At 38.3% G+C, this 15123-nt stretch carries 12 protein-coding genes; 10 read left to right on the forward strand and 2 right to left on the reverse strand.

From position 1 onward, the window contains the following. The first annotated feature begins 26 nt into the window (after nucleotides 1-26). Genes C8N37_RS01210 through C8N37_RS01220 form a run of 3 tightly spaced genes read left to right on the forward strand, consistent with a single transcriptional unit; the run spans nucleotide 27 to nucleotide 5490 of the window. Nucleotides 27-1280: a TolC family protein gene (locus tag C8N37_RS01210; protein WP_108157178.1), complete on the forward strand. Its 1254-nt coding sequence runs from the start codon at nucleotides 27-29 to the stop codon at nucleotides 1278-1280. A 10-nt stretch (nucleotides 1281-1290) separates the two neighbouring features. Beyond that, nucleotides 1291-2394, forward strand: a complete 1104-nt coding sequence (locus C8N37_RS01215; protein ID WP_045753740.1) for an efflux RND transporter periplasmic adaptor subunit — start codon at nucleotides 1291-1293, stop codon at nucleotides 2392-2394. A gap of 3 nt (nucleotides 2395-2397) precedes the next feature. Further along, a complete protein-coding gene (locus C8N37_RS01220; RefSeq protein ID WP_108157179.1) occupies nucleotides 2398-5490 on the forward strand; it encodes an efflux RND transporter permease subunit in 3093 nt (1030 codons plus the stop codon). A 61-nt stretch (nucleotides 5491-5551) separates the two neighbouring features. Here C8N37_RS01220 and C8N37_RS01225 read toward each other — a convergent pair whose 3' ends face one another. Beyond that, nucleotides 5552-6718 carry a homing endonuclease associated repeat-containing protein gene (locus C8N37_RS01225; protein WP_108157180.1) on the reverse strand — a complete coding sequence of 389 codons (1167 nt, stop codon included), beginning with the start codon at nucleotides 6716-6718 and terminating at the stop codon, nucleotides 5552-5554. Between the two features lie 251 nt (nucleotides 6719-6969). Between C8N37_RS01225 and C8N37_RS01230 the strand changes: the two genes are divergently transcribed. The 3 genes from C8N37_RS01230 (at nucleotide 6970) to C8N37_RS01240 (ending at nucleotide 10479) form a co-directional block, all read left to right on the forward strand. Beyond that, nucleotides 6970-7884 (forward strand): carbohydrate kinase family protein, encoded by a 915-nt coding sequence (locus C8N37_RS01230; protein ID WP_108157181.1) that lies wholly within the window; start codon nucleotides 6970-6972, stop codon nucleotides 7882-7884. 325 nt (nucleotides 7885-8209) lie between these two features. After that, complete coding sequence (locus C8N37_RS01235; RefSeq protein ID WP_108157182.1) at nucleotides 8210-9007, forward strand: hypothetical protein; 798 nt, start codon at nucleotides 8210-8212, stop codon at nucleotides 9005-9007. A gap of 266 nt (nucleotides 9008-9273) precedes the next feature. Beyond that, nucleotides 9274-10479, forward strand: a complete 1206-nt coding sequence (locus C8N37_RS01240) for a hypothetical protein (RefSeq protein ID WP_146170965.1) — start codon at nucleotides 9274-9276, stop codon at nucleotides 10477-10479. Nucleotides 10480-10482: 3 nt separating this feature from the next. Here C8N37_RS01240 and C8N37_RS01245 read toward each other — a convergent pair whose 3' ends face one another. Continuing rightward, nucleotides 10483-11265 carry a patatin-like phospholipase family protein gene (locus C8N37_RS01245; protein WP_108157184.1) on the reverse strand — a complete coding sequence of 261 codons (783 nt, stop codon included), beginning with the start codon at nucleotides 11263-11265 and terminating at the stop codon, nucleotides 10483-10485. A gap of 300 nt (nucleotides 11266-11565) precedes the next feature. Here C8N37_RS01245 and C8N37_RS01250 point away from each other — a divergent pair, with 300 nt between their 5' ends. From C8N37_RS01250 to C8N37_RS01260, 4 genes are all read left to right on the forward strand, one after another. Continuing rightward, complete coding sequence (locus tag C8N37_RS01250; protein WP_146170967.1) at nucleotides 11566-12279, forward strand: hypothetical protein; 714 nt, start codon at nucleotides 11566-11568, stop codon at nucleotides 12277-12279. A 421-nt stretch (nucleotides 12280-12700) separates the two neighbouring features. After that, the gene (locus C8N37_RS22710; protein ID WP_170114445.1) at nucleotides 12701-12856 is read left to right on the forward strand and encodes a hypothetical protein; all 156 of its coding nucleotides are present in this window, start codon (nucleotides 12701-12703) and stop codon (nucleotides 12854-12856) included. Between the two features lie 1317 nt (nucleotides 12857-14173). Further along, nucleotides 14174-14551, forward strand: coding sequence for a hypothetical protein (locus C8N37_RS01255; protein ID WP_108157186.1), 378 nt, complete (start codon nucleotides 14174-14176; stop codon nucleotides 14549-14551). A 19-nt stretch (nucleotides 14552-14570) separates the two neighbouring features. Beyond that, nucleotides 14571-15068: a hypothetical protein gene (locus C8N37_RS01260; protein WP_146170969.1), complete on the forward strand. Its 498-nt coding sequence runs from the start codon at nucleotides 14571-14573 to the stop codon at nucleotides 15066-15068. Nucleotides 15069-15123 lie beyond the last annotated feature (55 nt).

Below are 15123 nucleotides of genomic sequence, written 5' to 3' on the forward strand. Positions count from 1 at the left end.
ACTAGCTTTGCTAAAAATAGTAAAGAGTGAAGATATATTGGTTTATCGGTGTTTTGCTGTTGACAGTTGGTCAATCTCGAGCACAAACGTACACGTTACAGGAATTGAAAGATATGCTCTTGCAGCATAATGGGCAACTGATCGCTCAAAAATATCAGATAGCAGCCTCAGATGCGCTGATTGTGCAAGAAAAATTATGGTCCAATCCCACCTTAAGTATCAGTGAAGTCAATCTCTGGAAGAATGGCACATCAGAGACATTGCCTTATCTGTTCGGAAAATATGGACAACAGCAGCAAGTTGCGGTAGAACTGGAGCAACTGATTGAAACGGCTGGAAAACGTCAAAAAAGAGTCCATCTCCAATCCTTAGAAAAGAAAGACGCCTTGCTCGAATATGAAGAACTGCTACGCCAATTGCAGTTTGAGCTCGATGAAGCCTATTGGAATTATAGGGGAGTTTCGCGAAAAGAAGCGCTTTTAGATACCATAGTCAATCTCTATCAAAATTTAGAACAGCAATATAAACGTCAGTCGGATCTTAATAATATTCCTAAATCTGATTATCTGCGTATTCAATCGGCATTGATGAATTTTGAGAAAGATCGGGTAGAACTCTATGCTGACAAGAATAATTGGTTGACCAAAATTAAAATTTTGACTCAACAAGAAGCGATTGAAAATCTACAAATTGAACAAGCCGATGTACGCTTGGATTTAACTCAAAAAATTCCCCTTAATATCGAAGATCAGTTATGGGATCAAAATATTGGCTATCAAAAGCAGATCAACGAACGGGATAAAGCACAGCAACAACTCCGGATTGAAAAAGCTGAAAAGACCCCAAATCTAACCTTTCAGTTGAACTATGATCGTGGAGGAAATATCATGCGTGATTTTGTAGGAGTAGGGCTGAGCATGGATCTACCCATATGGAATCGCAATAAGGGAAATATCAAAGCGGCAGAAAGTAGGACCAAGCATGCCGAATCCGAACAACAGGTCTTGCTCCATCAACTTAAAGGGCAGCTCAAGGATTTGAAATATCAAGTTCAACTTTATGAAGCGACCCTATTGAAATCACAACAGATCGCATCCGAAGAACGGAAAGCCATGATTGCCAACTACCAAAAACATTTACAAAAGAAGCAAATCACCTTATTGGAGTTTATAGACTTTATCGAAGCCTATCAAGAAACCGAAACGGGTATTGTTGATATGACCCTATCTTATCAATTGGCGTTTGCTCAGCTGCAATATTTAACAGGACAAAAATTTTAATGAGATCATAATGAAAACCAAATTAACATATGTATCGATGGTTGTTTTGATAAAATTGCTATCAGGATGTGCAGCTGATAGCACCACAACTACAACCGGGCATGTTGCTGATACTACCAAATTTTGCCTGAGTGAACAGATGAAAAAAACGACTGTTATCAGTCCAATTGATCGTTTACCGATCACCGAACAACTGTCTTTATCCGGAAAGATCGATTACAATGAGAATGATCTGGTGGCTTTTAGAAGTTTATTGGAAGGTACAGTAGAACGTGTCGGATTTGAACTGGGTGATTATGTCAAGGCAGGACAAATATTGGCCACCATCAAATCAACACATGTACAAGAGCTATTTCAAGAGCAGCGAAATTTCCAGAATCAAATCGCGATGGCGACCAAACAATTGCAGACCAAAAAAGAATTGCTACAGGACGGTATGGTTGCAGGTACCGAAGTATTGACCACAGAGCATGAGTTAGCAAGCTTAAAAATAGAATTGGATCGCGTACAACAAGTCTTAAAAATGTATCGCGCCAAGGGCCAGGGATCCTTTGAAATTGTAGCACCCAAAAACGGCTATATCATTCAAAAAGCAGTCAGTGTCGGTCAGAGTATTTCGGCAGATCAAGATCCACTTTTTTCAATATCCAATCTCAAGCAAGTGTGGGTGATGGTCAATATCTACGCCAATAATTTGAAATACATCAAGGAAGGCGATGCGGTAAAAGTAAAAACGATCGCACAGCCCGATATTTTTTATGCCGGCAAAATTGATAAAATATACCATGTATTTGATGACAATGAACACGTATTAAAAGCGCGTGTGGTTTTGGAAAATCAAAATTTACAGTTGATGCCCGGTTTAGCAGCCGATATCATTATCGACAAGTCCAATGCAGGAGCTGAAGCTTATGCGGTGCCCAATGCCGCCATTGTCTTTCACAACAATAAAGAATATGTCGTTATTTATAAAAATGACTGTGCTATTTCGACCAAACGCATTACGACACTCGCATCCAATGAGCAATATACATTTGTTCAAGAAAAATTCGAACAAGGTGAGCAGGTCATCAGTAAAAATGCCTTGTTATTATTTGAACAGTTAAACCCCTAAGGCATGCAAAAGTTAGTACAAAATATCGTGACCTTTTCGTTGCGAAATACCACCGTTATTCTTTTTGCAACGATAGCATTGCTATTTGGGGGTATATATGCCTTACGTCATACGGCTATCGAAGCATTTCCTGACGTAACCAGTACGCGCGGTCGTATCATCACGCAGTGGCCCGGTAGAAGTGCAGAGGAGATGGAAAAACTGGTCACCTTACCGATATCAAAGGTGATGAATAGTATACCGCACAAGTCCAATATTCGGTCTATATCCTTATTTGGTCTCTCCGTGGTGACCGTACAGTTTGAAGATGGAGTCGATGATTTTTATGCACAACAGTACATCTCCAATAAACTGAGTGGCGTCCAGTTGCCCGAAGGTGCCAGTGCTGAAATTGAACCTCCCTCGGGAGCGACAGGAGAAATCTTTCGCTATGTGATCAAAAGTGATCTTCCATTGAAGGAAATTACAGCCATACAGGACTGGGTGATTGAGCGCGAATTGCTTTCTGTCTCTGGAGTTGCCGATGTGGTGAGTTTTGGTGGAGAAGAGAAAACCTATGAAATCAAAATCAATCCAACAGAATTGAAAAATTTTGACCTTTCTCCATTGGATGTTTATGAAGCCGTATCCAAGTCCAATGTCAATGTGGGTGGAGATGTCATCGAACAGGGAAGTCAAGCGTATGTCGTGCGTGGAGTAGGTCTGTTGGATAAGATCGAGGATATTGGCAATATTACGATTAAATTAAACGGTTCTACTCCCATTTTAATTAAGAATGTGGCCGAAGTGGTCATCTCCCATAAACCCCGTTTAGGACAGGTCGGCTATAATGAACACAACGATATGGTCGAAGGGATTGTGGTCATGCTGCGTGGAGAAAATCCATCAGCTGTAATTGAAAATCTGAAAGCAAAAATTACCGAACTGAACGAACGCACATTGCCCGACAATGTGAAGATCGAAACTGTTATCGACAGAACCAAATTGGTGGACAATACCGTCAAGACTGTATCTAAAAATTTGGTAGAAGGGATCCTGTTGGTATCACTGATTGTTTTTATTTTTCTTTACAACTGGAAGTCCACCTTTATCGTCGCCTCGGTCATACCACTCGCATTTCTGTTTGCGATTATCATGCTCAAAATACAAGGATTGCCGGCCAACCTGATCTCCATGGGATCTTTAGATTTTGGACTGTTGCTGGAGGGAACACTTGTTATTGTCGAAACTGTTTTCGTTGCCATGGCTACCTTATCGCATCGAGTAGGACCCGAGCGTTTTGCCAAAATGAGCAAGCTGGGGGTGATCAAGAAAAGTGCAGGTAGTGTAGCCTCCTACATCTTCTTTGCATTGCTGATTTTGATCGTTGCACTATTGCCTATCTTCTCCTTTCAAAAAGTAGAGGGAAAGATGTTTACCCCATTGGCATTTACATTGGGTTACGCTTTACTAGGATCCCTGATCTTAAGTTTGACCTACGTTCCAGCGATGTGTAAATTGTTGTTTACCAAAAATATGGAGGAGAAGGAAAATATGATCACACGATTTTTCCAGAAAACAATTTTTGGTATGTATGCCACAGCATTCCGATATAAAAAAGCGACCATTGGTCTATTTTTAGGCATTTTAGCCTTATGTCTTTTCAAATTTATGCACTATGGATCCGAATTTTTACCCAAGCTCAACGAGGGAGCCATTTACATCCGTGCGACTTTGCCCAATAGCGTCAATTTGAAAGAATCGACCCGCTTGACGACAGAAATGAAAAAACTGATGCAGAAAGATTGTGAAGAGATTGATTTTATTTTAACACAAACTGGTCGGCCAAATGATGGAACGGATCCTACCGGATTTTTTAATATCGAGTTCAATGTTCAGTTGAAAGATGCGAGCGACTGGAAAAGAAACGTATCCAAAGAAGATATTATTCAAGAAATGCGCACCAAATTGGATCATTATCCCGGTATTACATTTGGATTCAGTCAGCCGATTCAAGATAATGTGGAAGAATACGTTGCTGGTGTGAAGAGTTCATTAGTGATCAAGATCTTTGGCGACGATCTTTACGATCTGGAGAAATACGCGAATCAAGTGGCCAAATCCATTTCAAAGGTTCAGGGTATTACCGACCTCAATGTGTATAAGAATATTGGATTACCGGAATTGAAGATTCAGTTGCACGATTCAAAGATGGCAAAATATGGGATTCAGACACGCGATGTACAGGCTGTTATTGAAATGACGATCGGCGGACAGGCAGCGACGACCTTTTATGAGGGCGATCGACAGTTTGATGTCATCCTTCGTTTTCAAGAAGCCTATCGCGACACGCCCACCAAAATTGGCAATATTTTGATCCCCACGAGTAATGGACAGAATATCCCTTTACAGGAAATAGCAAGTATCAATTACCAGACAGGACCTGCATTTATCTATCGTGAAGGCAATAGCCGTTATATCGGTGTTGGATTTAGTATCGACGGTCGTGATTTGGGCAGTACCATCGCAGAAGCCAAAGAAGTAGTCGCCGCAGAAGTCAGTCTGCCAAAAGAAAATCACATGGAGTGGGCAGGAGAGTTTGAGAGTAAAGAACGTGCCGCCAAGCAATTGGCTTTAGTAGTTCCGATTTCTTTAGTTCTCATTTTATTGTTGCTATATGCCAATTTTGGAAATATAAAAGATACCGCTATTGCCTCGCTCACGTTGCCCTTTGCGTTTATCGGAGGATTTATCTCACTTTGGGCCACAGGTACCATCTTTGGGATATCGGCAGGTATTGGTTTCATTATCCTATTTGGAGTCGCCACGATTGATGGGATTGTACTCATTGGAGTCATCCGCGACAACCTCAAGCATAAAATGAAATTGAAAGATTCCATTATACAAGGAGTCCGAAGCCGGATCAGACCTGTAGTCATGATCGCCTTAATGGGATCGATGGGTCTATTGCCAGCAGCCTTATCAACAGGAATGGGCTCTGAAATCCAGAAACCACTGGCCATTATGATTGTCGGTGGACTGTTGATCTGTTTGGTGCTTTCGTTCACCATTTTACCCGTTGTTTTCTATCTCGCTTATCGTAAAGAAAAAGCGTAAACCATATGGAAATATATTCTATAAAACCCTCAATTACTGCATTGAGGGTTTTATATTGATGTTATCTTTGGTTACTATATGGAGGTTTATTCAAGATATCGCGCAGCTCTTCTTCCGAATACTTTTTACCACCCTTAAATGGTAACTTAAAATTACACACGAGGCGAAGACCATTCATAGAAAAAAACCTCTTTTCGTAAATATCTCTTGAATATCCGGTCAGTTCCTGTAATTTATCCCGTGGCATACCATTTGGATATCCATGTGCTAAGCTTTTCGATTTATACAGTTCCACAAGTTGTTTTTTAGTGAGCTTGCATCTTGTCGGTGTTTTATGTGCAGGTTCATGTCCTATCGATAGGATAAAATCATTTAGAGGTTGGTTCAGTTTCCAAACGATACCACTAGGTGATATTTTCATCTTTTTAGCCAGTTCTTTTGCGGTTGGCTTACTTGTATTTTTCTTCAGATTCAAGTAGTGGTCTTTAACGCTAAATTTAGTCACCGGTATTTTTGTTCCTGCCATATAGCACAGATTATTCCACCCAAACTTTTCTTTCAGGTACCATAGCGAAGGAAAATTTTCAGGTTTCAGTTTTTCATATATTTTGCCGTATTTAATTTTATGTTTTTTGATGAGGTTAATGACCTCTTCTTTCGCTTCGGCATCAGTCATCGTTGTCACTCTAAAATAAGGACGGAGACCGACATATTCGAGCACATCTGGCCATGAATTAAGCCCAAAATGTGTAAAATACGAGCAATGATTGTAAAGACCATTCTTGGCTAGGCAATCTCCAATCGTTGGGACCTTTTGATGTTTCAGATAGTATTGCCGTAAGGAGTTTTTAAGTTTCATCTTGGACGGTATCCTTCGCGAATTAGGTTCATAGCCTGCAGCAGCTATAAATTTATTCCACGATCCAAAATATTTACATATAGTACCATTTTTCCTGGTAAATTCTCGACGCATCGGGATACGTCCATGCAATTGATAAAAATCATGCACCATGTTAAACAATCCCTCGGTAATCTGTGCTTTTGTTTTTTTTACGTTAGGTTCATAGCCTGCAGCAGCTATAAAATTATTCCAGGTTCCAAAGTACCGACGCGCTATCGTATTGATAGCTTCACGTTCACGCCTTATCGGAATCCGGCCATGTTGATCATAAAAATCTCTGATCTCGGAAAAGGCATTCGCAATAATTTGATCTTTATTTTTATTCAAGACTTATTATTTTATTAAAAATAGGGTTATAATATTGTCTTTAAATTAAGAAATTAAGTACAGCTTTCAAAATAGACTTTAAAAGGGATACCTGTTACAGCCCTATTTTTAATAATTTTTACAACAGGCTCAGATTGATTGCCAATCATTTCTTCAATTATGAGTAAATTAGCAGATAGAAAGAGTCCGATTGCGCATTAAAGACCACTCAACTGATTTTACTGTTCAATATATTTTTATTAAAAACTGATATGGCAACACCTGATATTAAAATAGCCTGTTTTGGCGAAGTATTGTGGGATATATTCCCTGGAGGAGATCGAAGAGCTGGAGGAGCACCGTTCAATGTCGCTTACCATCTCTCTAAAATGGGCGTTGAAGTCAATATGATCAGCAGTGTCGGCAATGATGAATTAGGTCGTGAACTATTGCAAAAAATACAGAATTGGAAAATCTCGACAGCAGGAATACAGGTCAACGATACCTATCCAACAAGCACCGTTGTCGCGACGATCGATGAACATCATGATGCACACTATGATATTGTTAGCGACGTAGCTTGGGATTATATTGAGTTCAATCCTGTCAACCAAGCTATGGCAACCACATCCGATGCGCTAGTTTTTGGATCATTGGCTACCCGCAACGAACGATCTAGAAACACCTTATTCCAATTGTTAGAAGCGAGTTCATACCCTGTTTTCGACATCAATCTGCGTGCACCACATTATGATGTACATGTTATAAAAGATCTGTTGTATAAAACGCACTTGGCCAAATTTAATAAAGCCGAACTGCGGATGATGATTGATTTTATGGGTAAGTCGTATACCACAGAAGAGGATAGTGTAAATTTTCTGAGAGATACCTTTGGCATGGCAGAGGTTATCGTGTCCAAGGGAAGTAAAGGAGCACTATATGCCGATCATCAAGATTTTTATTCCATACCGACCATTCCTATTCAAGTAAAAGATACCGTTGGTAGTGGTGACTCCTTTTTGGCAGGTTTTTTATCTAAAAGATTGGAGCAGGGAACTTCCGCAACCGCAATTATGCATCAAGCCGTTTCCTTAGGCGCATTTGTTACAGCTCAGGAAGGAGCTTGTCCGGAGTATACATTAGCAGATTTTATTTCCTTTCGAGAAGATGCCGCTCAGAAGCAGTGAAAAGAACTGCTTGAGTAGCGTATGATTATTTCCCTTATTGATTTCTAGATGCCTCCATAAAAGCTTATTTTTTAAAATAGCTTTTATGGAGGCATCTAGTTTAGATATATTTTTCAAAACGATTAAACAAATGGAATGGTTGTCAGTGCTTGATCCCGTACGGTAATGATTCCATCTATGGGATTGGATAACGTACGAATTTTAAACCAAGCTTGACAAATCTGAAATGGTTCGGCTCATATTTACCTGAATTTCTATTTTTGGCTAGTAAATTGTTTACAGTGAAATATAAATTTTGAATAGTAGTAATACAACCTAAAATAACATGGATCGAACAAATGCTAACCCAGGTCAAGTTCCGAGTTCTGATAACCTTCCAGAATCGAAACCTAAATCCAATAAAAGAACGATTATTTGGATTGTTGTGATTATTGCCGTACTTGCGGCAGCTTGCTTTATTGCATTTCAATATGGAATATATAAACAGCGTCAGGAAGTTTATGAAGAAGAAGTCGCCTATCCCGCTGATAGTGTTTTTGTAAATGGATGGGCCAGTCCAGAAGATTATGCTCACTGGAAAGATGCCGTTTTTACAATTCCTGAGTACAATGATATCCCTATTCCATTTCAGAGAGCAATTGTGAAGATTTTTATGGACAATAAGTTTATTCAAAATGAAGAAAACAATCAATACTTTTTTACAAAAATTAAAGATCGTGCGCATAAAGTGATTGCGTATGGCAATTTTACAGGTCAGGGCGATAAAGAAATGGCTTTTCTGGTTGAAAAACAAGATTTTGCCAGTAGTGCTATTTTTATTATAACCGACCAAGGTAACCTCTTATACTGGAAGGAATTGAATAACGAGTTGCCAACCCTTAAACGATTTGCAAAAGGAGCGCTCATATTTCTGAATGATATGAAACTTGTACCCGCTCCAACTGATGGTATCATCAGACAAAATAAAAACTCCAAATATGTGTTGATTTACAACCGCGAAACAAAAACATTTGATGAACATTATCAATATACAGATGAAGATGTTAAAAATTCAAAACTTGAAGTGGAAGATGATGAGGTGCTTATCGATGAGTTAGATACTGCAATTGCAGAACAACCTTAAGTGTTTTTTAATATGTTGATGAAACGCAATTCAATGTCAAAAGGAGTAAGCTACTTTTAATTCATCAGTTCGCTCCCTAAAGAGCAGCAGCGAACTGATGGATTAAAAATCAGAGGATAAAAAAGTGCAGGATCGATTTGATACAAGCTCATCATAAAAGTCAATCTGTAGCTTTTAAAAATAGATATAAACCGAAAATACAACTTCAGTAGATCTTGCAATTAATACGTGCATCAAGTCCTGAACCATTCATAAAAAAATATACCATGAAATTACGATACTATTATATTCTCCCGATGATCATGTTGCTCTGCTTGGCTGAAAGCGGAAGTGCACAAAAAAAGAAAGTGAAAAAAGCGACAAAAAAGGAGATCCTGAAACCGGTTAAAAAAGAAAGCGAACCACCCGTTGTGATGGAAAAAATAACAGATTCCATTTTTGAAGAAATCCCTCCGATGATTGCATATCCTATAAAAAGTCAGGATCTAGAAGATGATATAGCAGATGCTGCTAAACCCGCCCGTGAGAAAAAATCTTATGATAAACCTTTTCAGTTTTGGCCATCTATTGATACGGTGATCCACGAAGATGCACAGACCTATTTGGAAAAGAGAAGATCATCCTGGAAAAACTACAGTACAGGTAAACCCTCATCTATCCATAAACCCGTGTTGAAGTCTGTAAATGAACTGTGCTACATATTGGAGAATAATAAAATGGATACGGTACGTTATTATGGTGATGGGTGGAATGAACGTAAAGTATATGATAGCAACGGCAATCTGACTCATCTGTATATTATTTTTGAGGACGAGAAGACGAAGCAAGATAGCGCTTATCTCACTACTCAGTATTTTTACGATGGAGATCAATTAAAACTCAAATCATATTATTGGTGGGAGACAGGTCAAAAAGAAGCGGAAGAAGAACTAGAATATAATGACAAAGGACAACTTTGGAAAGTATACTACACTTCGTTAGATAAAAATGGAGATGAAATCATAGAGGAGGGGCGAGGCTTTCGGACGCTTTATAAATACGAAGATCAGCTCCAGATTGAAGAAAATTATGAGCGTCTGGAAGATGCGATGAATGAGTATGTCTTAAATGAAACCATCTATAAAACACTTGGCAAAGGTGGAGTCGTCGTTGAAAGTAAAAAAATAGCATGGCCAGAGGAAACTCCAGCTACGATGACCACTTATCAGTACGATACCAACGGAAACAAAATTTTTTCGGGAGATCAAGAATCTTCTTACACCTACCAATATAATGAATATGGCGATGTTGTCAAGTCAATTTACAAAACCGCAGATCCCAGTTCCAGTAGTACCACGACCTATACTTATACCTATGATCAGCATCACAATTGGTTGACGCGAGAAGAGGTCAATATGGACAAGGATCAGGATACGACAACAGAAAAAGTTTATTTATGGAAGCGCGAGCTATCTTATCATGATAAAGATTAGTTGTTAACCGACCTCTTTTTGGAGGTCTACAAATTCCTTTTCAAATTCTTTAGCATAGTTATATCCAAACTGGTAGATCTGATCCACTTTACTGGTGTCAAATGTTTTAAACTGATTGATATCCTCCGGCTGTAAGAATATATCGCAATCACCAGGAGCTTCAGCCCTAATATTGGAGGTCGTGATCCGGATGATACGTTCCACAATCTGTTTGTAGTTGAGTCTACCTTCGGAACGGTTGACCGGATTGACATTGATGCCGATACTTTTGTTGCAGGTCGCTTTGATCTGCTCCACTGGAAAGTTATTCACTATTCCGCCATCACAAAGGAAACGGTTGTTTTTATAAGCTACCGGTTGAAATACCAAAGGAAAACAGCAAGAAGATTTAACCGCAAAAGATAGTGAACCTTGATTGAAGATCAGTGACTCCGCATTGGTTAAATCCGTAACGGCAACATATAACGGCATTTTTAAGCCTTCGAAACTGTCGTGAGGAATATACTTTTTAATGATTTTTTCAAAAATATCTGCACTAAACAGTCCATCCGTTCTAATAGAAAAGTCAGAATAGGTGAAAAATTTTTCTAGTTTTACCAATTCCAATATCTCTAGCGGAGCGTATCCTTCTGCTATAAAAGCACCAACCAAAGCGCCAGCGCTTGCGCCCGATATCGCATGAAGTTGTATATCCAATTCCTTCAGATATTGCAGTATGCCCAAATGCGCGATTCCTCTGAAACCACCACCAGATAGTGTAATTCCTATTTTGTTATTTACAATCATTTCAATTTTTTGTAAGAATATCTATTTTAACACACCATCTTCGCAACATTTTTTCTCCGTTATCGGATTGATGGCTTTAAAATCAAATTTAAGTTTATTCGGTCAAATAACCAGTAAGTTATAGGGTTTAAATATCGACTGAACTTGGGTGTTACTTGACTACACAGTAGCATTAGTGCTTTGTTAAGAAGATAAAATCAAATTCCTCATAGCAGATATTTATTTATATTCTGGTTTCCCGTATAATTTGTTATAATATTTAACTGTATCTTAATGAAATTTTTAACTTATAGAATGAATATGAAAAAATTATTACTATTGTTTTTAGCGGTAGGTACATTAGTGAGTTGCAGTAAAAGTGAAGACTCCAATCCTGAATTTAAAATTAACCAAAAAGAAGTTAAACTAAATTATGATGGTAGTTTCAACTTTAAGGTGGAGAATGCTTCCAATGTTTCTTGGACATCATCTGATGAATTTGTGGGTACAATTGGTTCAGATGGTAAATTTGAGGCGAAACATATCGGAGAAGTGACTATTACGGGAAAAGTAGGTGGTAGCTCAGTTTCAGCCAAAGTTGTCGTTGAGCCATACATTACAGGCGTTGTGGAGCCATTTTTTGATTTTACAAAAGGAGCTTCTAGCGTAAAATCTTATGAGAAAAGAAAACTCATATCGGAAACATCAACATTTATTTATTATAGTGATGCAAGTAAATATGTTACAAACTCTCTTTATAGTTTAGAAGGTGGTGTTCTGAAAAGCTCAGCATTAATGTTTGTCTCATCAAGTGCTGAAAATGTGGTAAAATTTTATGGTGAAAGATATAAATTTGACGGTTATGAGGATAAAATTGGCTTTTTCACAAGTAAAGATGCGAAAATCATGGTAGGAGTTACTGTAGATGCTAACTTAGGATTAGTCGCTCTTTATATGCCTAATACTTCAAAGAATAAGGCTTCCATAAAAATGGCTAGCAAGGATTATCATTCGGTTGTTAAAAATATTAAATAGTCGAATTGAAATTTTTATTTTAACAAAAATCCTTACATCGTACTGTAAGGATTTTTTTATGTTAACCTATTTATATAGGGAGAGAAAACCAATATTGTACTTCCAAGATGGTGCGATTAAAGGAGAGCTGTTAAATAAAAAGTAGCTGATATCACCTAAAAACCCTATCCCTAAAAACACTTCCAAAAATAATGTTGTGCAAGCAACTAACGTGTGATTTATCAGTCAAAATTCCTTCGGTAAATATTCACCTGCTACACGATAATTCCCCGAAGATGAGCCGAACAAAATTCGAGCAGGAGCAGTAGACCAGAATCCAGCGGACAAAATACTCACCTTTTCCTAACCAACTTCGCCCCATCTTCTAGGTCGCTTCGAGTGGGATCCGAGGCGGCTTCGACTGGGCTTCGAGTGAGCGTGCATGAAAAGTCGAAGCCCGCTCGAAGCGGACTCAGGTGGAGGTAGAACAAGTCTAGAAGAAAGGTCGAAAAAAGGTCGAAGAAATGCAGTAAAATATCAAATGGATGTTTTGGAGCAGTTTTTGGCAGCGACCAGATCCATACCAGCTCCTAAGTAGATTCGGACACTGTTTTACCGAAAGCCGTCTGTACACCGCTTCTGCACCGCGTATTTCCCGTCTCTGACCCGGGAAATGGACGGTGCAGGGACTGTGCAACTGCGGTGCAGGGACTGGGAAGTTTAAAACAAGGTACGAACAAGGTTAAAACAAGGTACGAATCAGATCCAAATAGCCTGAACATCCTTGCTGTTGATTTTGAAGGAAAATAAGGCTTTCAAATTGGCCAAGAGTGTACCGTTAGTGTACGGGTTATTCACGGGGAGTGTACCAATGCTGTACCGAGAGTGTACTAAGAAGGTACCAAAGAGCTACTAAAAAGGTACCAAATAGCTACTCAGTTCAGTAGCTTGATTGAAGATCAAAAGGCTCAGCCTAGACCAGCACGGGAACAAGGTGGTTCATGTATCTCCCAAGCATCCGTAGTGCATATGCTAAGCAATGGTCAAGTATGGATAGTGCGTAAAACATTACCTGTTGATAAAGTATCAACGCACTATCCACGCTTCATCTTGCTTCATTCATACTTGACCTACATTTCAAATGTGTTTTATCTTAAATAAGGCGTTTTAAGTCCTTAAGTTTCTTTTTCCATACTCTAGTGTGTTTTTGTAGGGATTATCTTTTAAATCGCTTAAAATGACTCTCAAATGAAAGGAAATTAGGTGGTCATCATGATTGAATGAAAGGATTGGTGATTCGATATTCAGTTAAGATATCTGTTGTGTAGCTCAGCAATGAGTCTAAGATTGACCGATTTGGATTAAAGAATTTAAATGCCTGAATATACTTAAATAATATTATTGCCTAGGCAACTAAATACTTTAAATGGTCCGGTAAAAAAAGTGATATCTATAGCCTCCGAGCAATTCTTTAAGAAATTTCCAGTGGGAGTTTTGTACACATTTGCAAATAGTATCTATAATCTTAAAGCCTGCCAAGTTCTAGAAAGATTGAAGGATATCATTGAGTTGGTATTTTTTAATAATCGCAAAACTGGCTGCCGAATAAAGAAAAATATAAAAATGTCTCTAATTTCTAGTTATAGTTCCAAATCATCTTTTCAATACAAGTACACATGTGATTTTTATGTTAAGTGTGTTCGTTCGTATGGCACTCTGCTAAAAAAATCTTTCAGTAGTTTGTATGATATTTAGTTCATTCTCTTCCATCAATTCATGTTTTCATACAAGTTTTTACAATTTCTTTTTCTCGTTGGTATTTTGTGCTATCATACGAGAATAATATCAATTAATCCTACGGCTAACCGTAGCTTTTAAATATTTGTATTTGATAGGTTTGCCAAAATTTTAAACTATGTATACAATATTACGATCAGTTTTACTTGTATTATCACTTACTTCTTGTACCAGTTATAAGTATGCAACAGAGGGTAATACACAAAAGAGTAACCTCACCATGGGTACTGTAAAAAGCAAGGTAATTAAAGGGCAAACCACACAAGATGAAATCATGAAGTTGTTTGGTTCTCCGAATTTGGTTTCTAAAAACAAATTGAATAAGGAGGTTTGGAGTTATAATCGAATGTCTGTTGAGAATAAAGCTGGATCTACAGATTTTTTTGCAGGGCAGCGTGCTAGCCAAAGTAGTAGTAGTAAATCTTTTGATCTCATCATCACGTTTGATGAGCATGATGTTGTCGCCGATTATTCAGTCGTATCCACCGCATATTAACTTTTAGAATTATATTGAAATGAAAAAAACGACAGTATTGTTATGTTTTATCGCATTGTTGAGTTCATGCGCTACTCAAATGGTAACTAAATCACCTGCTGAAGTAAAAATGATGACAACGAAACAATTTGAATCTGGTCAAGATTTGATATTTAAGTCCATTATTAGCTTGCTACAGTCGGAGAGTTATATTGTGGACCGTGCTGATAAAGAAACGGGTCTAATCAATGCGAGTAAGAGAATTGAAAATAAAAATGCTGCATCACAGCGCTTTTGGACTGGTTCTTCTAAAGATGCTAACACTTCTAAAGCTATGTTTTATGTGGAGGCCGTTAATGATGATGTGACGGAGGTTAAGATCTCGATGTATGAAGGAAGCGAATCCAGTAAAAGTGGCTATTGGCGGCAAGTGAATAAGGATAGTAAGGAGCAAATGATCTATGAGCCTCGTGTTTATCAGGAATGGTTCCAGAGCCTCCAGGCTGAGGTGGAGCGAAGAAAAGCACTGGGTAGATAAGTTTCACAATCAGTGATAAAGTGAATACCGATTTTAAATTCAATTTTGCAACGCC

The organism is Sphingobacterium faecium (genome assembly GCF_003054045.1).
Taxonomy (GTDB): Bacteria; Bacteroidota; Bacteroidia; order Sphingobacteriales; family Sphingobacteriaceae; genus Sphingobacterium; species Sphingobacterium faecium.

Excerpts from the sequence above, each read along its gene's own strand:
- C8N37_RS01230 (WP_108157181.1), top strand. The coding sequence starts at position 6,970 with ATGGCAACACCTGATATTAAAATAGCCTGTTTTGGCGAAGTATTGTGG.
- C8N37_RS01260 (WP_146170969.1), top strand. The coding sequence starts at position 14,571 with ATGAAAAAAACGACAGTATTGTTATGTTTTATCGCATTGTTGAGTTCA.
- C8N37_RS01255 (WP_108157186.1), top strand. The coding sequence starts at position 14,174 with ATGTATACAATATTACGATCAGTTTTACTTGTATTATCACTTACTTCT.
- C8N37_RS01215 (WP_045753740.1), top strand. The coding sequence starts at position 1,291 with ATGAAAACCAAATTAACATATGTATCGATGGTTGTTTTGATAAAATTG.
- C8N37_RS01235 (WP_108157182.1), top strand. The coding sequence starts at position 8,210 with ATGGATCGAACAAATGCTAACCCAGGTCAAGTTCCGAGTTCTGATAAC.
- C8N37_RS22710 (WP_170114445.1), top strand. The coding sequence starts at position 12,701 with ATGAAAAGTCGAAGCCCGCTCGAAGCGGACTCAGGTGGAGGTAGAACA.
- C8N37_RS01240 (WP_146170965.1), top strand. The coding sequence starts at position 9,274 with ATGAAATTACGATACTATTATATTCTCCCGATGATCATGTTGCTCTGC.
- C8N37_RS01250 (WP_146170967.1), top strand. The coding sequence starts at position 11,566 with ATGAAAAAATTATTACTATTGTTTTTAGCGGTAGGTACATTAGTGAGT.
- C8N37_RS01220 (WP_108157179.1), top strand. The coding sequence starts at position 2,398 with ATGCAAAAGTTAGTACAAAATATCGTGACCTTTTCGTTGCGAAATACC.
- C8N37_RS01245 (WP_108157184.1), bottom strand. The coding sequence starts at position 11,265 with ATGATTGTAAATAACAAAATAGGAATTACACTATCTGGTGGTGGTTTC.